Genomic DNA, 17,943 nt, shown 5'->3' on the forward strand with positions numbered 1-17,943 from the left:
ATCGACCGGCGCGACCTGCGGCGGGGGCGATGATGGGCGGGCCCGCGCAGACCGTCGTGCCCATGCCCCACCTTCCGTCAGTCGAGGTGTCGTCGTTGGAACGCTCGTGGTTGTTCGCCCGCCTGCCCGTGCCGGCCGGCGGCTGCCCGGACGCCGGGGCGGCCGAGCTGGTCGGCACCGTCGTCGCCGGGCTGGTCGCCGCCGTCCGCCGCGCCGACCCGGGGTCCGGCTGGTTCTACGACCGGCTCGGCCCCACCGGCGTCCCCGTCGCCCCGGCCGCCGGGCAGCGGCTGCGCCTCGGCTTCTGCGCGTCGGCGGCGGGGCTCGACGCGGTCCGGGCCGGGCTGCGCGCGTACGACCAGGGGTGTTTTCTGGTCGACGAGCCGCACGCGGTCCGCGACGCCGCCCGGGGTGGGCCCCTCGCGCAGGCCGGCAGCGACCTGGCGCTGGCCCTGCTCGCCGGGGACGGGCCGTGGCTGCCCGGCGCGGAGCTGCCGCTGGCCGTCGCGCACCTGCGGCACCTGGCCGGGCTGCTGCCGGCGGCCGACCGGCCGGCGTTCCTCTTCCTGCACTGGCAGGACCGTGCGACGGCGCTCACCGGGGCGCACCGGCGGGAACTGGCCGCGCAGGCCGCCGCCGGGGCGGACAAGATCGTCCTGACGGCGGGCGACCTGCCGCCGGGCGGGGCGGCCGGGGTCGCGTGGCGGCGCTACCTTGACCGGGTCGCCGACGTGGCCGGGCGGGACCACCCCGGCGCGCCGCGCGGCTTCCTGTTGGCCCACCACGCCCAGCTCAGCCACGACCGGTGGGGCATCGCGCCGGACGTCGACGCGCTGGCCGCGCTGGCGCTGCGGCTGACGCTGGTCCGCCGCCCCACCGGTGCAGAGGAGAAGACAGCCACATGACGACGGAGCATCCCGCACGGATCGAGGTGGCGCTCGGCGAGCGCGCGTACCCGGTGCTGATCGGGCCGGGCGTGCGCCACCGCCTGCCGGCGGAGGTGGCGCGGATCGGCGCGCGGCGGGTCGTCGTGGTGTCGGCCCGGCCGCCGGAGTGGACGCCCGACCCGGGCGTGCCGCACCGGGTGGTGCCGGCCCGCGACGGCGAGCACGACAAGACCCTCGCCACGGTGGAGCACCTGTGCCGGGCGTTCGCCGAGTTCGGGCTGACCCGCACCGACGCGGTGGTCTCCTGCGGCGGCGGCACCACCACCGACGTGGTGGGGCTGGCCGCCGGCCTCTACCACCGGGGGATCGCCGTCATCCACCTGCCGACGTCGCTGCTGGCCCAGGTCGACGCCAGCGTCGGCGGGAAGACGGCGGTGAACCTGCCGGAGGGCAAGAACCTCGTCGGCGTCTACTGGCAGCCCCGCGCGGTGCTCTGCGACACCGAACACCTGACGACCCTGCCGGAGCGGGAACGGCGCAACGGGTACGGGGAGATCGCCCGCGCCCACTTCATCGGCGCGGGCGACCTGCGCGGCCGGCCCGTCGCCGAGCAGATCGCCGCCTGCGTGGCGCTCAAGGCGCGGGTCGTCGCCGCCGACGAGCGCGACGGCGGGCTGCGGCACATCCTCAACTACGGCCACACCCTCGGGCACGCCCTGGAGGTCGCCACCGGCTTCCGGCTGCGCCACGGCGAGGCCGTCGGCGTCGGCACGGTCTTCGCGGGCCGGCTCGCCGGTGTCCTGGGCCGGATCGGCCCCGAGCGGGTCGCCGAGCACCGCGAGGTGGTCGCCGGCTACGGCCTGGACCCGGAGCTGCCCGCCGGGGTGGACCACGACGAGCTGGTCGCGCTCATGCGGCGCGACAAGAAGGCCACGGCGGGCCTGTCGTTCGTCCTCGACGGCCCGGCCGGGCCGGAGCTGGTGGCGGACGTCCCCCCGGAGGCCGTCCACACCGCACTGAGGTGAAAGGAAGGGCACCTTGTTAACGCTTTCTGTTGTACAGGGGCCCCCTCCTAACAAGCCGTAATCCGGTGGACAGCGCGCACCCCGGGGACGACTGTCGGCTCATGCGACAAGAGGACATCTGGGACGCCGACGCCGCCGAGCGCTACGACACGCCGGGGGTCGGCATGTTCGCCCCCGAGGTGCTGGGGCCGACCGTCGACCGGCTCGCCACGCTCGCGGGCGACGGGGCGGCGCTGGAGTTCGCCGTCGGCACCGGCCGGGTGGCCGTGCCGCTCGCCGAGCGCGGGGTGCCCGTCACCGGCATCGAGCTGTCCACCGCCATGCTCGACAGGCTGCGGACCAAGGTGGACGAGGCCACGCTGCCCGTGGTCGTGGGGGACATGGCCACCGCCGTCGCGCCGGGGGCGTACTCGCTCGTCTACCTGGTCTTCAACACGATCGCCAACCTGCTCACCCAGGCCGAGCAGGTCGCCTGCTTCCGCAACGCGGCCCGCCACCTCGGCCCGGGGGGGCCGGTTCGTGATCGAGCTTTGGGTGCCGGAGCTGCGCCAGCTCCCGCCGGGCCGGCAGGCCACGGTCTGGCACTGCGAGCCCGGCTACCTCGGCCTGGACACCTACGACGTGTTGCGTCAGCGCGTCGTGTCGCACCACTTCAGGTTCGGCGAGGGCACCGAGGCGCGCCTGTTCCGCACCCCGCACCGCTACGTCTGGCCGGCGGAGCTCGACCTGATGGCGCAGTTGGCCGGCTTCGAGCTGGAGTCGCGGCACGCGGACTGGGCCGGCGGCGAGTTCACCGCCGAGTCGCGCAGCCACGTGTCCGTATACCGGCTCCCCTGACCGGCCGCCGGGCCGGTCAGGGGAGCCGGGCCGGCGGGGTCCCTGGCCGACGGGCCACCGGCCCGCCGGGGTCGGGGTCGGGGGTCGCCGCGCCATGTCGGCGACATGGCGGTATCGAGCCGACCCGGACCCCGCGGTGTCGCCGACATGGCGGGGCGCACCGCCGCGCCCGGCCGCGCACCGCCACGCCGGCCCGAGACGGGCCGGCGGGCGAGACGGGCCGGCGGGCGAGACGGGCCGGCGGGCGAGGACGGCGGGGCGCGCAGGTCAGGGGACCAGGGCCGCCGGGCAGTACGCCAGCAGGTCCGTCGGCGCGTGGGCGACCACGTCCGGGCCGGCGGCGAGCAGGGCGGCGACATCGCCGCCGTGCCAGGTGGTGGCGACCGTGGTGACGCCGGCGTCCCGGCCGCTGAGCAGGTCGATCACCGCGTCGCCGACCATCATGGCCTGCTCCGGTGGCACGTCGAGGTGGCCCAGGGCGGCGAGGACGATGTCCGGGGCCGGCTTCGGCCGGGCCACCTCGTCGGAGCCGAGCACCCGGTCGAACAGGCCGAGCACGCCGAGCGTGTCGAGCAGCGAGCGGGCCCGGGGGCCGCTCTTGCCGGTGGCGATGGCCATCCGGACGCCCCGGCCGTGCAGCTCCTCCAGGGTCTGGCGTACGCCGGGGAACAGCGGCACCAGGTGCGCCATCCGGTAGCTCTCCCGGACGAACGGCTCCTCCATCTCCAGCGGCAGCCCCATCAGCCGCATGATGTCCGGGAAGTACCGGCCCATGTGCCGGTTGTACTCCTCGAACGGCGCGGGCCCGTCCCCCACCACCTCGGCGTACGCGATGCTGAACGCCTCGCGCATGACGGCCGAGCTGTCGACCACGACGCCGTCGAGGTCGAACACGACCGCGCGGATCGGGCCCCGGGCGGACGGCGGCGGGAGGGTGACGTCGACGGTGGACGGTGGATGGGTCATGGCTGCTCCCCGGAGCGAGTGAGGTCGCCGGTGGTTCTCACCGGTCGCGTTGGCCCGCCAGCGCGTGCTCCCGCTCCGGCTCGGTGGGCCGGGCGGTGCGGTAGATCCGTTCGATGATGTCGATGGTGCGGTGTGCCTCGGCGACGGCCGCGCCCCGGCTGGCCGGTGCGGCGAGCAGGTCGGGCAGGGCGTCGAGCTGGCGGTCGTACTCGGCGCCGATCGGCTCGGTGGGCAGCGGCAGCGCGACGGTCCGGCCGTCGCGGGTGCGGGTGAGCACCGGCGTCGGCTCCCGGTTCGGGCTGAACCCGAACGTGCAGCGCAGGGTGGCCGTGCCGGCGACGCCGTGCACGGTGATGGTGGTGCGGTCCAGCGCCTCGTGCGACGCCCAGCAGGCGTGCACGGCGACGGACGCCCCGTCGGCGGTGAGCAGGAATCCCCGGGCGGTGTCCTCGACGTCGCCCCGCGACCCGCCGACCGAACCGTCGCCCCGTGGCGCGGCTGCGGCACCGACGGAACCGGCGGGGTCGCGCCAGACGGCGTGCGCGGCGGCGTCGTTGACGAAGTCGGCGGAGACGCTGCCGACGGCGTGGGTGATGCGGGTGGCCGGGCCGAGCAGCGGCAGCACCGTGTCGAGCAGGTGCCAGCCGAGGTCGACGAGCGCGCCGCCGCCGGAGAGGTCGCGGCGGGTGAACCAGCCGCCCGCGTCGGGCACCCCCCGGGCGCGGACCCACGCCACGTCGACGTGCCGGATCGGGCCGAGTCCGGCGGCGGCGTCGGCGAGGGCCCGCACGTCGGCGCGCCACCGGGCGGCGCTGCCCGCGAGCAGCACCGCGCCGCCGGCGCGCTCCGCGTCGGCCAGCAGCGTCGCCTCGGCGGCGCTGAGGCAGACGGGCTTCTCCAGGAACACGGGTACGCCCCGGCGCAGCAGCCGGGCGGCGACGGCGGCGTGCAGGTGGTTGGGCACGGCCACCACCACCAGGTCCGCCGCGCCGACGGGCAGGTCGTCGACGTCGGCGTACGCGAAGGGCACCGCGTGGGTGTCGCGGGCGGTGTCCCGGACGGCCGGCTGGGGGTCGACCAGGGCCGTCACCTCGAACGCCGGGTGCGCGGCGAGCCGGGGCAGCCAGATCTCCCGCCCGGCCCAGCCGAGGCCGACCACGGCGATCCGGATGGGGCCGCCGGGCGGCACGGCGACGCCGGAGACGGCCGGCGGCGGGGTGGTCATCCGGCGAGGACGTCGGCCAGCACGGCGGCGATGTCGTGCATCTGCTGTTCGGTGCCGAGCAGGGTGCGGTGGTGCAGCCAGACGCAGTCGGAGTGGATCTGCTCGACGTTGGGGCAGCGGGCGGCGATCTGCTCGACGGTCTCGTCGGGGGCGCCGGCCTTCCAGAACCCCTCGCACCGGTAGATGGCCCGGAACGCCACGAACGCGGGCACGCCCCGGGCGATGAGCGCGTCGACCACGGCGCGGCGACGCTCCGGGGTGATCCCCGGGATGCGGAACATGGCCATGTAGTGCGGGTTGCGGTCGGTGCGCGGGTCGATGGTCTGCGGGACGACGCCGGGGATCTCGGCGAGCAGCCCGGCCAGCAGCGGCCAGCGCTGCTCGCGTACGTCGATCTGGCCGGCGAGGCGGGCGAGTTGCGCGCGCAGCACGGCGGCGGTGAACTCGCCCATCCGGTAGTTGGAGCCGGTGGTGCGGTGCAGGTAGTCGCGGTCGGTGCGCGGCCGGCCGCAGCTGTGCACGAGGAAGGCGCGCTCGCGGGTCTCCTCGTCGGGGAAGAGCACCGCGCCGCCCTCGCCGGCGGTCATCAGCTTGCCGTTCTGGAAGCTGAACGCGGCGATCGAGCCGAGCTCGCCGACCCGGCGGCCCTGCCACTGCGCGCCGTGGGCGTGCGCGGCGTCCTGGAGCAGCGCCACCCCGGCGTCGGCGGCGATCTTGTCGAGCGCGTCCATGTCGGCGAACTGCCCGGCCATGTGCACCGGCATGATCACCTTGGTGCGGTCGGTGACGGCGGCGGCGACGGCGGCCGGGTCGACGCAGTAGGTGTCGAGGTCGACGTCGACCGGCACGGCGACCGCGCCGAGGCGCTGCGCCGCGAGCGACGACGAGATGAAGGTGAAGGCCGGGACGATGACCTCGGTGCCGGGCCCGACGCCGAGCACCTCGAGGGCCACCTCCAGGGCGTGGGTGCCGTTGGTGACGGCGAGGGCGTGCGGGGTGCCGTGGTACGCCCCGAACTCCGCCTCGAAGGTGTCGACCTCGCTCCCGCCCATCCGCCACCACTGGCCCTGTTCGAGGGCGCGGATCAGGCCGGCTCGTTCCTCGTCACCGAACTGCGGCCACTCGGGGAACTCCGGCACCGTCGACGGCTGACCACTCATGACTTCCCACTTCCCAATCCAGGAGGACCAGCGGTTCCCCGGCCGTCCCGCGGCGGCTGGACGCAGCGGTCTCCAGCTGGCAACGTCATCGGCTCGCGGTGGACGCTAACCGACCCGGCAGCCTGCTCACTTCCCCTAGCGGGCCCCTACCCACCCCTTAGTTCGCCGGTCGGGCGGCGGTGCCCGGCCCGTGGTCGGCGGGTGGCGTAGTAAGACTGCGGGGAATCTGTCGCCGGCCCCGCCGGGTCGCCCCACGCGAGGTGAGCTGTGTCCGACGTGCTCCTGCTGAACGGCCCGAACCTGGGCATCCTCGGTCGACGCCAGCCGGAGATCTACGGCACCGACACCCTCGCCGACATCGAGCGGGCGGTCGGCGAGGAGGTCGCCGCGCGGGGCTGGAACGTGGTGGCCGTCCAGCACGACTGCGAGGGCGCGCTGGTGCGCACGGTGCAGGAGCACTACGACACGGTGGGCGCGATCGTGAACCCGGGGGCGTTGATGATCGCGGGCTGGAGCCTGCGCGACGCCCTCGCCAACTACCCCCGGCCGTGGATGGAGGTCCACCTGTCCAACGTGTGGGCCCGGGAGAGCTTCCGGCACGACTCGGTGCTCGCCCCGCTGGCCAGCGGGGTCATCGTCGGGCTCGGCCCGCTGGGCTACCGGCTGGCGGCCCGCGCCCTCGTCGCCACGGTCGGCTGAGCCCGGCAGCCCGATAGGGTCGCCGGCGACCCGTCACCCCCTCCACTAAGGATGTTTCCGTGCGGACTCCCACCATCACCCTCAGCATCATCCTGGCCGCCGTGTTCATGGCCACGGGCGTGCAGAAGCTCCTCGGTGAGCGCAAGACCCGCGAGCGGATGGACCACCTCGGCGTCTCCGCCGGCCTCACCCGGGTCATCGGGGCGTTGGAGCTGGCGGCCGTCGTCGGCCTGCTCGTCGGGCTGTACTGGTCGCCGGCCGGGCTCGCGGCGGCGGTCGGCCTCGTCCCGCTGATGATCGGCGCGGCCGTCTACCACGTGCGCGCCCGGGACCCGTTCGCGGTGACGGTGATGCCGCTCGCGTTCGGGGTGGCGGCCGCCGCGCTCGCGGTGCTGCACGTGCTCCAGGGCTGACCCCGGTGACCGGGGGCAGCGGCGGCGACGGGGCGGGCCTCGGCGTCCTCGGCGTCGACATCGGCGGCACCAAGGTCGCGCTGCGCGCCGAGCAGGTCGCGGCGGACCCGCGGGAGGTCGCGGCCGGGCCCGCGGAGGTCCCCCGCGCCGGGGAGGGCCGGGCCGCGCCGACGGCGGGCGGGCGGGCGTACGAGCGGGTGCTGACCTGGCCCGGCGGCGGCGTCGACGCCGACGTGGCGGCGCTGGCCGACGCGGTGGGCGCGCTGCGCGCGGAGTCGGGGCTGCGGTTCGCGGCCGTCGGGGTGGCGATGCCCGGCACCACCGGCCCGACCGGCCGGGTGGTCGTGTGGCCGGGCCGGCCGAGCTGGGCGGGGCTGCCCTTCGACGAGACGCTGCGTCGTCTCTTCCCGGGCAGCCGCACCGCCTGGGCCGACGACGGTGACCTGGCGGCGCTGGCCGAGGCCCGGCACCTGGGCGCGCAGGACGTCGTCTACCTGGGGGTCGGCACCGGCGTGGGCGGCGGCGTGGTGCTCGGCGGCCGGGCCCTGCCGACGCCGGGGCGGGGCTCCCCCGAGGTCGGCCACCTGGTCGTCGACGTCGACGGGCCCCGGTGCGACTGCGGTCGGCACGGCTGCCTCCAGGCGGTCGCCTCCGGGCCGGCGACGCTGCGCCGGGCCGGCGCGGCCCGGGGCGGCGAGGTGGGCTTCGGCGAGCTGCGCGACGGGCTGGAGCGGGGCCGGCCGTGGGCCCACGACGCGGTCCGGCCGGCGGCCACGGCCCTCGCGGCGGCCGTGGTCAGCCTGGGCGAGCTGCTCGACCCGGCGGTGGCGGTGCTGGGCGGCGGCTTCGCCGCCGGGCTGCCCGGCTTCGTCGACCTGGTCGGCCGGGAGGTGGTCCGGCTCGCCCGGCCGGGCCGTCCGGCCCCCGCCGTGCGGGCCGCCGCCCTGGGCGGGCTCTCCTCGCTGCACGGCGCGGTGGCGTTGGCCCGGGACCTGGCCGCGCCCCACTGAAGCCGCACCGGCCCGGGTCGCCCGTCCCACCGCCCCCGGGCTGCCCGTCCCGCCGGCCCAGGTGGGCTTAGACTGCGGGCATGGGGCGGCACCGGTGAGCGGCGACGGCTGCCCTGCGCTGCCCACCGACCACGTCTGCTGGCGGCGCGACGACCCGGCCGCCTTCGAGGTCGCCGCCCGCGCGTTCCTCGCCGCCGGCCTCTCCGCCGACGAGCAGGTGTGGTATGTGACGGAGCGGGATCCGGCCGAGGTCCGCGCGTGGCTGGCCGCCGGTCCGGTGCTGGCCGACGCCCTGCGCGACGGGGCCGCCCGGGTCGTCCCGCTCGGCGACACCTACGTCGACGACCGCGTCGCCGACCCGGCCGCCCAGGTGCGGGCCTACGCGGAGGCGACCGAGGCGGCCCTGGCCGCCGGCCGCACCGGGCTGCGGGTGGTCGCGGAGGCCACCGGGCTGGTCCGCACGCCCCGGCAGCGGGCGGCCTTCACCCGTTACGAGCACCTGATCGACGGCTACATGCGGGCCCACCCGTTCTCCGCCATGTGCGTCTACGATCCCCGCGAGCTGGGCGCGGCGGCGGTCGCCGAGCTGGCCTGCCTGCACCCGGCGGGCAACACCGACGACGTGCTGTTCCGGCTCTACGCGGCGGGCCGGGGCCGGGCGGGGCTGGCCGGCGAGCTGGACCGGTCGGCCCGCGACCTGCTCGCCACGGCGCTGGAGCGGGCCGCGCCCCGCCCGGTCGACGGGCGGGTGGTGTTCGAGGCGGGCCGGTTGCGCTTCGCCGACCACCGCTGCCTGCTGCTGCTGGGCGAGTACGCCCGCGGCCTGGGCGCCGTGGCGGTGCTGCGCGGCCTGCCCGGCGTCGGCGTGGCCCACATCGTCGACCTGCTGGGCCTGCCCGGGCTACGCGTGGAGGCCGCGCGATGAGGACGGGCGCGGCGGCGGGCCACCGGGGCTACTTCCACGAGGCGGTCTGCTACTCCTCCGAGGATGAGCTGCTGGCGGTCGTGGTGCCGTTCCTGCTCGGCGGGGTCGCCGCCGGGGAGCCGACCGTGGTGTCGCTGGGCGCGCGCAACGCGGCCCTGGTGCGGGGCGCCCTGCCCACCGGCTGCGGGGTCACCTTCCTGCCCGGCGGCGACGTCTACGCCCGGCCGACCGCCGCCATCCGCTCCTACCGGGAGATGCTCGCCGGGCACGTGGCCGACGGGGCCCGGCAGATCCGGATCGTCGGGGAGCTGCCGCCGAGCGCCCTGGGGGTGACCTGGGACTGGTGGGCCCGCTACGAGTCGGCGATCAACCACGCCTACGACGAGTTCCCGCTGTGGAGCATGTGCGCGTACGACGCGCGCAGCACGCCCGCGTCGGTGCTGCGGGACGTGGCGCGCACCCATCCCCGGCACGCCACCCCCGACGGGCGGCACGTGCCGAGTCCCGACTACACGGAGCCGACCACCTACCTGCGGGAGAACCGGCCGGCCCCGCCGGACCCGCTCCAGTCGACGCCGCCGGTGGTCGAGTTGTCCGCGCCCACGGCCGCGCAGGCCCGCGCCGCCGTGTATTCCGTCGACGGGGGCCGGCTGCCGGCCGACGACGTCGAGGATCTGGTGGTGGCGGTCAGCGAGACGGTGACCAACGCGCTGCGCCACGGCCTGCCGCCGGTGTGCGTACGGCTGTGGGTGGGGCCCGACCGGCTGGTGGTGACGGTCTCCGACGGCGGCGACGGGCCGAAGGACCCGTTCGCGGGCCTGCTCCCGGCCGGCGACGGCGCCGACGGCGGCCTCGGCCTGTGGATCACCCACCAGTCCTGCAACCACGTGTCGGCGCACCGGGGGCCGGGCGGCTGGACGCTGCGGCTGACGGCGGGCAACCCGCACTTCGCCGCGTGAGGCCGCCCGGCCCGCCGGCTCAGGGGATCGTCACCCCGTACGCGCTGAGGATCTCGGCGATCGGCTGGTAGTAGGTGGTGCCGCCGGTGGCGCAGTTGCCGCTGCCGCCGGAGAGGATGCCGACGATCCTGCCGGTGGCGGCGACGTAGAGCGGGCCGCCGCTGTCGCCGGGCTCGGCGCAGATGTTGGTGCGGATCAGGCCGGTGACGGAGCCCTGGGCGTAGTTGACGGTGGCGTTGAGCGCGGTGATCGAGCCGCACCGCACGCCGGTGGTGGCGCCGCTGCGGCAGACGGCCATGCCGACGACGGGCGTGGCGGTGCCGGTGATGGTCAGCGTGCCGGGGTAGGTGTGGACGGCGCTGGGGTGGGCGATGGTGGTGGAGGTGTAGCGGACGATGCCGTAGTCGTTGCCGGGGAAGCTGCTGCCGGCGCGGGAGCCGAGCACGCTGCTGCCGGCGCTGTCGGCGTACCAGGTGGCGGCGGTCGTCGTGCAGTGGCCGGCGGTCACGAAGTAGGAGACGCTGCCGCTGCGGACGTTCGCGCCGAGCGAGCAGCGCCCGCCGCCGCTGCCGTAGATGGCCTGCCCGCCGGCGATGAGGGTGCTCAGCCGCCCGGGTTCGCGGCGGACCACGGCGTCGGTGCCGGCGAGCCGGGCGCGCAGCGCGGCCAGCCGGCTCTCGCTGACGGTGTCGTCGGCGGTGACGGTGGTCCGGCCGGTGGCCGGGTCGACGGTCCACGCGGTGCCGGCGGGGGCGTGGGCGGCGACGGCCGGCGCGTCGGCGACGACGGCCGGGGCGGGGGCGACGACGGCCGGGGCGGCGTGGGCGGTCGCCGGTGGCGCGAGCAGGGGTGCGGCGAGCAGGAGGGCGAGCAGGGGGAAGCGGCGCATCCGAACCTCCATGTATCGGCGTGCGTGGATGCGTTACAGCTTCCCTGTCCGGGCCCGCCCGGATCAAGTGCCCTGACGGTCGTCGACCACCACGGAGATGCCGTCGAGCACCCGTTGCAGGCCGAACTCGAACGCGTGCTCCGGCCCGTACGCCGCGCCGTGCGCCGCGCCGGCCGCCGCGCCGACCCGGGCGGCCGTCGGGTAGCTGCCCGACTTCATGAACCGCTCCAGCCAGGGCGCGTGCGACTGCCACCACTGGCCGTCGGTCAGGCCCGTCTCGCGCTCCAGGTCGACCACGTCCAGCTCGGCCCGCGCCGCGCTCCGGACGTGGCCGAGGAGCAGGGTGAGCACCGCGTCCATCTCGACGTCGTCGAGGCCGGTGTCGGCCACCGCACCCAGCTCGTAGTCGTACTTGGCGAGCAGGTTCGGGCCGAGGACCGGCCGGGTCGTCTCCGCGCGCAGCAGCCACGGGTGGGCGCGGTAGAGGCGCAGGTTCTCCCGGGCGATCTGCTCCAGCCGGGCCCGCCAACCGCCGGGCACGTCGGCCGGGCGGCTCATCTCGCCGTAGAGGGTGTCGACCATGACGTCGAGCAGCTCGGCCTTGCCGGGCACGTACGTGTAGACCGACATGGTGCCGACGCCCAGCGCCTCGCTGACCCGGCGCATGGTCAACGCGTCGATGCCCTCGGCGTCGGCGATCTCGATCGCCGCCCGGACGATCCGGTCGACGCTGAGGCCGGGCCCGGCGCTGCGGCTCGCCGGCTCCCGGGTGCGCCAGAGAATCGCCAGGCTGCGGGCGGGGTCGACCTTGCCCTTGCGCGCGTTCGACATAGTGCCGCCATCCTATCGGCGCGATACCGTACCTCGTACGGGCAGGCGGCGGGCCGACGGCGTCAGCCCTGGGGCAGGTCGAGCAGCGCGTCCGCCGGGTCCGGGCCGGGCGGCCCCGCCGGCCACCACTGCCCCGAGCGCCTGCGGAACGGATACCACCGGCCGTCGCGGCCGTAGCGCACCTGCGCGTCGCGGCCGACCGTCCACCGGTTGCGCCAGTTGCGCACCTCGGGCGCGGCCCCGTCGACCCCGCCCGCCTCGCGCAGCGCTTCGGTAGCCCGGGCGACCAGCTCCCTCGGCGGGCTGAACACCGCGTCGACCACGTCCACGCCGGCCGCGCCCGCGTACTCCCAGGCCCTGACGGCCCGGGGCAGCTCGGCGGCCCGGCCGCTGGCCTCGCCCAGCCGCTTCACTGCCGGGGAGCGTGGCAGCCGGGCGGCCAGCCGCACCGCGTCGCACCAGGCGTCGGCCTCGGGGGCGAGCGGCACCTCCCCGGTCGCGCCCGGCATCGACGCCCCCGTCGGCGCGACGCCCGCGAGCAGGTCCCGGGCCCGGTGCGCCGCGTCGGCGGCGAGCGCCCCGAGCGCCTCGGCGTCGATGCCGGCCGCCTCGTGCCCGGCGAGCAGCGGGGCGAGCGCGAGGGGCTCGCCGGTCACCGGCCCCGGCGGCGCGGGCAGGGCGACGGGCGGCGCGGCGTACGCCTCCTCGGCCGGCGTGCCGGCCTGGTCGGCGGCGGCGACGGCGGCGACGGACCGGCGGGCGTTGCGCCGACGCAGGTCCTCCGTCAGCTCCGCCTCGCCCCGGCCGCGCATCAGCAGCAGCACGAACGGGTCCCGGTCGAGCAGCCACGCCGCCTGGTACGCCAGCGCGGCGGCGTGCCGGCACGGGTGGTCCCAGGACGGGCAGTCGCACTCGGGTTCGAGGTCGCCGTAGCCGGGCAGCAGGCGCACCCCGGCGTCGTCGGCGGTCTGCGCCAGGTCGTGCGGCATGTCCCGGTCGAGCAGGGCGGCGATGTGCCCGGCCTTCGCGGCGACCCGGTCGAGCAGCCGGTCCCACTCGGCCGCGGCGAGGGTGCCGACGCGCACGATGGTGTCGTGCGGGGTGTACTGGTCGCCGTCGTGCACGGCGGCGGAGATCCGGCCGGGGCTGACGGTGATCGACCCGACCTGCCCGGCGAAGGCGTACCGGCGGCCCTTCCTGAGCTGCTCCTGGTCGAGGGCGGTGCGCTCCATCGACTCGATCCAGGCGTTGCCCCACCAGGTGTCGGCGAACTTCCTGCCGATCCGCCGGCCGGGGCCGAACCTGGGGAAGCTGCGCGCCCGCCGCTCGTCGGCGGACAGCTCCGTGTCGTCGTCGGGGTCCCGCTCGTCGTCGGCGGCGTCGAAGTCCAGGTCGAAGTCCACGTCGCGGCCCCTCATCCCTCGTGGCGCAGCCGCACGAGCCGGAGCAGCTCGGCGTCGGAGAGTTCGGTCAGGGCGGTCTCGCCGCCGGTGAGCACCGCGTCGGCCAGCTCCCGCTTGGACTCCAGCAGGGCGGCGATCCGCTCCTCCAGGGTGCCCTGGGCGATCAGCCGGTGCACCTGCACCGGCCGGGTCTGCCCGATCCGGTACGCGCGGTCGGTGGCCTGCTCCTCCACGGCCGGGTTCCACCACCGGTCGTAGTGGACGACGTGGTCGGCCCGGGTCAGGTTGAGGCCGGTGCCGGCCGCCTTGAGCGAGAGCAGGAACACCGGCACCTCGCCGGCCTGGAACCGGCGCACCATCTCCTCCCGCTGCGGCACGGGCGTGCCGCCGTGCAGCAGTTGCGCCGGCACGCCCCGCTCGGCCAGGTGCCGCTGGAGCAGCCGGGCCATCCGGACGTACTGGGTGAAGACCAGCGCCGCGCCGCCCGCGGCGAGGATGGTCTCCAACAGGTCGTCGAGGAGTTGCAGCTTCTCCGACCGGCCGGTGAGCTGGCCGTGCGGCTCCTTCAGGTAGTGCGCGGGGTGGTTGCAGACCTGCTTGAGGCCGACGAGCAGCTTGAGCACCAGGCCGCGCCGGGCGATGGTGGTGGCGCTGGCGCGGATCTCGGCCAGCACGTCGGCGACGACCCGCTGGTAGAGGTCCACCTGCTCACCGGTGAGCGGCACGAGGTGGTCGGTGACGGTCTTCGGCGGGAGTTCGGGGGCGATGCCGGGGTCGGACTTGCGCCGCCGCAGGAGGAAGGGGCGCACCAGCCGGGACAGCCGCGCCACGGCGGCACCGTCGCGGTCCACCTCGATCGGCCGGGCCCAGGTGGCCCGGAACGCGCCGACGGAGTCGAGCAGGCCGGGGGTGGTCCAGTCGAGGATCGCCCACAGCTCGGAGAGGTTGTTCTCCACCGGCGTTCCGGTGAGCGCGACCCGGGCGCGGGCGGGGATCGCCCGCAGGGCCTTCGCGGTGCCGCTGAGCCGGTTCTTGACGTACTGCGCCTCGTCGGCGACCACCAGGCCCCACCCGTGCCCGGCGAGGCTGCCCGCGTCGACGCGCATGGTGCCGAAGCTGGTCAGCACGAACCCGCCGGTCAGCCCGTCGAGGGACCGGGCGGCGCCGTGGAACCGGCGGACGGCGACGTCGGGGGCGAACCGGCGGATCTCCCGCTCCCAGTTGCCGAGCACCGACGCGGGGCAGACGACCAGGGTGGCCCCGGTGGTGGCCGCGTCCGCCTGGCGGCGCAGGTGCAGCGAGATGACGGTGACGGTCTTGCCGAGGCCCATGTCGTCGGCGAGGCAGCCGCCGAAGCCGAGCGAGGTCGTCCGCTCCAGCCAGCGCAGGCCGCGTAGCTGGTATTCGCGCAGCGTGCCGTGGAGCCCGGCCGGCGGCTCCAGCGGCTCGGGGCCGCCGTCGGGTTCGGCGATCCGCTCGCGCAGCGCGCCCAGCCAGCCGTCGGCGACCGCCTCGACCCGCTCCCCCTCGACCTCGGTGCTGGCGATCAACGTCGCGGCCAGGGCGTCGTACGCCCTGCGCGGCGGGAGCTGCCGCTCGCGGGCCCGGCGGGCCAGCTCCGGCCCGACCGCCACCCACCGGTCCCGCAGCCGCACGATCGGCCGGGACTTCGCCACCAGGTCCATCTCGGCGTCGGTCAGCGCGTCGCCGGCCAGGGTGAGCTGCCAGCTCAGCGGCAGCGCGGCGGCGGACCGGAAGAACCCCGCCACGTCGGCGGGCTGCTCCGGCGGCGAGCTGACCAGCACCCGGGCGGCCAGCTCGCGGGACAGCCCGGACGGCCACTCGACGTCGATGCCGGCGGCGGCGAGCCGCGCCTCGGCCCCGCCGAGCAGGTCGACCAGGTCCTCGTCGAGCAGCTCCAGCTCGACCGGCGCGGCGTGGTCGAGGAGCCGCTCCAGCGGCGGCCACGTGGCGGCGGCGCGGCGCACGGCACGCATCGCCTCGAAGGTGGCCTGCTCGCCGAGGCCGTGCCCGTCGCCCTCCCACAGGACCCCCGCGTCGGCGACCAGCGTCGGGTCGGCGAGGCTGCGCAGCCGCACCACCGCGACGAACGGCGTGCCGCCCAGGTCGCCCCGGCCCTCCAGCCGCAGCGCCACCCGCAGGCCGGTGTCGACGCCGACGGAGACCTCCCGGGCCCAGTCGCGCAGGTCGTCCACCGGCTCCGGGTCCAGGCCGGTGAACCGGGCGTCGCCGGTCAGCCACGTCGCGGCCGGGCTGCGCGGCAGGGTGTCGGCCACCGCGTCGAGGAAGGCGCGGACCAGCCCCTCCGGCTCGGGCAGGGCGAGGCGTTCGGCGGCGGCGTCGAGCGGTATCGCCCGGGCCTCGGGCGGCATCGCCGCCGCGAGGGCCCGGATGCGTGCCACGTCGGCGACGTCGAGGGGGCCCACCCGCCAGGCGTCCCAGCCCTGCGGGGAGACGCCGGGCAGGATCCGCCCCCGGGCGGCCAGGTGCAGGCCGGTGATCGCCACCGCCGACCAGAACGCGGCGGCCGGGGTGAGGTCGTCGGCGTCGCGCAGCGCGGCGAGCTGCCGGACCGCGTCGCCGACCGGCACGGCGCAGGCGGGCACCGTCCAGGCCGCCACGGGACCGTCGAGCCGGAGGGCGAGGTCCAACTCGACGTGCTCCCCCAGCGCGTCGAACCCCTCGGGCAGCGCGTGCCCGGCGGGGTCGTAGAAGCCGACCGTGCCGGTCCGGGGCGGGTCGCCCGGCTCGAAGACGACCGCGAACCGGCCGAGTCGCACCGTGCCTCCTGCGGTGATCGGGCGGGCGGCGACCGCCCGCCGAGGGAAGGACAACCCTAGCGTACGTCGTACCGTAAGCGGCACGATCGGGGCGGACGTCAGCGGCCCAGCGCCCGGTACCTGCGCACCGACAGCGGCAGGAAGACGGCGACCAGCGCGACCGGCCAGATCAGCGCCAGCTCCGGCGCGTGCTGGACGGCCCAGGAGTCGCCGCCCCAGCCGGGGTTGCCGAAGAGCTCCCGGGTCGCGCCGACGGTCGCCGACAGCGGATTCCACTCGGCGACCGCGCCGAGCCAGCCGGGCATGGTGGCCGGGGCGACGAACGCGCTGGACAGGAAGCCGAGCGGGAACTCCAGCGTCTGCACCCCGGCCACGGCCTGCTGGCCCTTCAGCACGAGGCCGAGGAAGACGCCCACCCAGACCAGGGCGAAGCGCAGCAGCAGGATCAGCCCGAACGCCGCGACGGTGTCGCCGACGCCGCCGTGCGCCCGCCAGCCGACCGCGAGGCCGGCGAGCAGCATCACCGCGAGGGTGAGCACCGCGAAGAGCAGGTCGGCCGCCGCCCGGCCGACCAGCGGGGCCAGCGGGGAGACCGGCATCGAGCGGAGCCGGTCGGTGACCCCCCGGTCCAGGTCGGTGGAGACGGCGAGCGTGGTGAGGCTGATGCCGAACACCATGGTCATGGCGAACATGCCGGGCATCAGGAACTCCCGGTAGTCGCCGCCACCGGGCACCCGCAACGCGCCGCCGAACAGGTAGGCGAACATCAGCACCATGACGATGTCGAACCCGAGGGACGCGACCAGCGGCCCCGGGTCGCGACGCCAGTGGGCCAGGCTGCGCCGGGTCAGCGTGACGCTGTCGGCCAGCAGGGCGGAGCGGCCGGGCGCCACGTGCGGGGACGCGGTGTCGGGCAGGGTCGCGCTGGTCACGCGGGAACCTCCTCGGCGGTCTCGGTGCGGCGGCCGGTCAGGTGCAGGAACACCTCGTCCAGGGTCGGCCGGCGCAGCGCCACGTCCTCGACGGCGACATCCGCGGCGTCGAGCGCCCGCAGCACCTCGGTCAGCGCGCCGGCCCGGTGCTCCACCCGGGCGCTGACGAGCCGCCGGTCCGGGTCGACCTCCGGCTCGCCGCCGGCCACCCGGCCGAGCTGGGCGCCGGCCGCGGCCAGGTCGGCGGCGTCGCGGACGACGAGGTCGATCCGGTCGCCGCCGAGCCGGGCCTTCAGGTCGTCGGGGGTGCCCTCGGCGATGACCCGCCCGCTGTCGAGCACCGAGATCCGGTCGGCGAGCCGGTCGGCCTCGTCGAGGTACTGGGTGGTGAGCAGGACGGTGGTCCCCGCGCGGACCAGCTCGCGGACCGCCTCCCACACCTCGTTGCGGCTGCGCGGGTCCAGCCCGGTGGTCGGCTCGTCGAGGAAGAGCACCGCCGGGGCCAGGATCATCCCGGCGGCCAGGTCGAGCCGTCGGCGCATGCCACCGGAGTACGCCCTGACCGGCTTGCCGCCCGCGTCGGCGAGCCCGAACCGGTCGAGCAGTTCGCCGGCGCGCTGCCGGGCGCGCCTCGCGCCGAGGTGGCACAGCCGGCCGAAGATGACCAGGTTCTCGTGGCCGCTGAGCACCTCGTCCACGGCGGCGCGCTGCCCGACCAGGCCGATGCGGTGGCGCACCTGGTCGGCCTGGCGGGCCACGTCGAAGCCGGCGACCTCGACGCGGCCGGAGTCGTGGCGCAGCAGGGTCGACAGGATCCGCACGGCGGTGGTCTTCCCCGCCCCGTTCGGGCCGAGCAGGCCGCACACCGTTCCCGGCCGGACCCGCAGGTCGAAGCCGTCCAGGGCCGGGGTGTCCCCGTACCGCTTGCGCAGCCCTTCCGCCGCGATCGCGTATCCGCCCACCGTCACGTCACCCTCTCCG

General features: G+C 76.5%; 18 protein-coding genes and 1 pseudogene. 9 read left to right on the forward strand and 10 right to left on the reverse strand.

Annotated features, from left to right (window positions below):
- Window positions 1-62: 62 nt before the first annotated feature.
- Window positions 63-905, forward strand: coding sequence for a hypothetical protein (locus tag HDA31_RS19515; protein ID WP_246384526.1), 843 nt, complete (start codon window positions 63-65; stop codon window positions 903-905).
- The gene (locus tag HDA31_RS19520) at window positions 902-1,912 is read left to right on the forward strand and encodes a 3-dehydroquinate synthase family protein (RefSeq protein WP_178064073.1); all 1,011 of its coding nucleotides are present in this window, start codon (window positions 902-904) and stop codon (window positions 1,910-1,912) included. The genes HDA31_RS19515 and HDA31_RS19520 overlap by 4 nt, the downstream gene beginning before the upstream one ends.
- Window positions 1,913-2,054: 142 nt before the next feature.
- Here the strand turns inward: HDA31_RS19520 and HDA31_RS33085 are convergent, their stop codons facing one another.
- Window positions 2,055-2,234, reverse strand: coding sequence for a hypothetical protein (locus HDA31_RS33085; RefSeq protein ID WP_311774392.1), 180 nt, complete (start codon window positions 2,232-2,234; stop codon window positions 2,055-2,057).
- Between HDA31_RS33085 and HDA31_RS33090 the strand changes: the two are divergent.
- A pseudogene (locus HDA31_RS33090) lies at window positions 2,200-2,364 on the forward strand (class I SAM-dependent methyltransferase); the annotation flags it as partial. The gene HDA31_RS33085 and the pseudogene HDA31_RS33090 overlap by 35 nt on opposite strands.
- A 67-nt stretch (window positions 2,365-2,431) precedes the next feature.
- A complete protein-coding gene (locus HDA31_RS32370; protein ID WP_246384525.1) occupies window positions 2,432-2,749 on the forward strand; it encodes a hypothetical protein in 318 nt (105 codons plus the stop codon).
- Window positions 2,750-3,016: 267 nt separating this feature from the next.
- On the opposite strand, the gene HDA31_RS19530 is transcribed toward HDA31_RS32370, so the two are convergent.
- The 3 genes from HDA31_RS19530 to HDA31_RS19540 are packed head-to-tail and all read right to left on the reverse strand — an operon-like array spanning window position 3,017 to window position 6,100.
- Window positions 3,017-3,715 carry an HAD-IA family hydrolase gene (locus tag HDA31_RS19530; RefSeq protein WP_178064072.1) on the reverse strand — a complete coding sequence of 233 codons (699 nt, stop codon included), beginning with the start codon at window positions 3,713-3,715 and terminating at the stop codon, window positions 3,017-3,019.
- Window positions 3,716-3,752: 37 nt separating this feature from the next.
- The gene (locus tag HDA31_RS19535; RefSeq protein WP_178064071.1) at window positions 3,753-4,940 is read right to left on the reverse strand and encodes a Gfo/Idh/MocA family protein; all 1,188 of its coding nucleotides are present in this window, start codon (window positions 4,938-4,940) and stop codon (window positions 3,753-3,755) included.
- The gene (locus HDA31_RS19540) at window positions 4,937-6,100 is read right to left on the reverse strand and encodes a DegT/DnrJ/EryC1/StrS family aminotransferase (protein WP_178064070.1); all 1,164 of its coding nucleotides are present in this window, start codon (window positions 6,098-6,100) and stop codon (window positions 4,937-4,939) included. Before HDA31_RS19540 ends, HDA31_RS19535 begins: the two co-directional genes overlap by 4 nt.
- 267 nt (window positions 6,101-6,367) lie before the next feature.
- Here HDA31_RS19540 and HDA31_RS19545 point away from each other — a divergent pair, with 267 nt between their 5' ends.
- From HDA31_RS19545 to HDA31_RS19565, 5 genes are all read left to right on the forward strand, one after another.
- Window positions 6,368-6,799, forward strand: coding sequence for a type II 3-dehydroquinate dehydratase (locus tag HDA31_RS19545; protein WP_043962699.1), 432 nt, complete (start codon window positions 6,368-6,370; stop codon window positions 6,797-6,799).
- 59 nt (window positions 6,800-6,858) lie between these two features.
- The gene (locus tag HDA31_RS19550) at window positions 6,859-7,212 is read left to right on the forward strand and encodes a DoxX family protein (RefSeq protein WP_074478947.1); all 354 of its coding nucleotides are present in this window, start codon (window positions 6,859-6,861) and stop codon (window positions 7,210-7,212) included.
- A 5-nt stretch (window positions 7,213-7,217) separates the two neighbouring features.
- Window positions 7,218-8,222, forward strand: a complete 1,005-nt coding sequence (locus tag HDA31_RS19555; protein WP_178064069.1) for an ROK family protein — start codon at window positions 7,218-7,220, stop codon at window positions 8,220-8,222.
- A 94-nt stretch (window positions 8,223-8,316) separates the two neighbouring features.
- Complete coding sequence (locus HDA31_RS19560; protein WP_219825019.1) at window positions 8,317-9,147, forward strand: MEDS domain-containing protein; 831 nt, start codon at window positions 8,317-8,319, stop codon at window positions 9,145-9,147.
- Window positions 9,144-10,106 carry an anti-sigma factor RsbA family regulatory protein gene (locus HDA31_RS19565; RefSeq protein ID WP_178064068.1) on the forward strand — a complete coding sequence of 321 codons (963 nt, stop codon included), beginning with the start codon at window positions 9,144-9,146 and terminating at the stop codon, window positions 10,104-10,106. Before HDA31_RS19560 ends, HDA31_RS19565 begins: the two co-directional genes overlap by 4 nt.
- A gap of 19 nt (window positions 10,107-10,125) precedes the next feature.
- Here the strand turns inward: HDA31_RS19565 and HDA31_RS19570 are convergent, their stop codons facing one another.
- The 6 genes from HDA31_RS19570 to HDA31_RS19595 all read right to left on the reverse strand — a co-directional run bounded on the left by HDA31_RS19570 (window position 10,126) and on the right by HDA31_RS19595 (window position 17,930).
- The gene (locus tag HDA31_RS19570; protein ID WP_178064067.1) at window positions 10,126-10,995 is read right to left on the reverse strand and encodes a S1 family peptidase; all 870 of its coding nucleotides are present in this window, start codon (window positions 10,993-10,995) and stop codon (window positions 10,126-10,128) included.
- Between the two features lie 63 nt (window positions 10,996-11,058).
- Window positions 11,059-11,826: a TetR/AcrR family transcriptional regulator gene (locus tag HDA31_RS19575; protein WP_178064066.1), complete on the reverse strand. Its 768-nt coding sequence runs from the start codon at window positions 11,824-11,826 to the stop codon at window positions 11,059-11,061.
- 62 nt (window positions 11,827-11,888) lie between these two features.
- The gene (locus HDA31_RS19580; RefSeq protein WP_246384523.1) at window positions 11,889-13,229 is read right to left on the reverse strand and encodes an SWIM zinc finger family protein; all 1,341 of its coding nucleotides are present in this window, start codon (window positions 13,227-13,229) and stop codon (window positions 11,889-11,891) included.
- An 11-nt stretch (window positions 13,230-13,240) separates the two neighbouring features.
- Window positions 13,241-16,030 carry an SCO1167/SCO6262 family helicase gene (locus HDA31_RS19585; protein WP_178064064.1) on the reverse strand — a complete coding sequence of 930 codons (2,790 nt, stop codon included), beginning with the start codon at window positions 16,028-16,030 and terminating at the stop codon, window positions 13,241-13,243.
- Between the two features lie 98 nt (window positions 16,031-16,128).
- Window positions 16,129-16,962, reverse strand: a complete 834-nt coding sequence (locus HDA31_RS19590; protein WP_178064063.1) for an ABC transporter permease — start codon at window positions 16,960-16,962, stop codon at window positions 16,129-16,131.
- Window positions 16,959-17,930: an efflux ABC transporter ATPase subunit, DrrA-related gene (locus tag HDA31_RS19595; protein ID WP_178064062.1), complete on the reverse strand. Its 972-nt coding sequence runs from the start codon at window positions 17,928-17,930 to the stop codon at window positions 16,959-16,961. Before HDA31_RS19595 ends, HDA31_RS19590 begins: the two co-directional genes overlap by 4 nt.
- Between the last annotated feature and the right edge of the window lie 13 nt (window positions 17,931-17,943).

Source organism: Micromonospora carbonacea, from assembly GCF_014205165.1.
Taxonomy (GTDB): domain Bacteria; phylum Actinomycetota; class Actinomycetes; order Mycobacteriales; family Micromonosporaceae; genus Micromonospora; species Micromonospora carbonacea.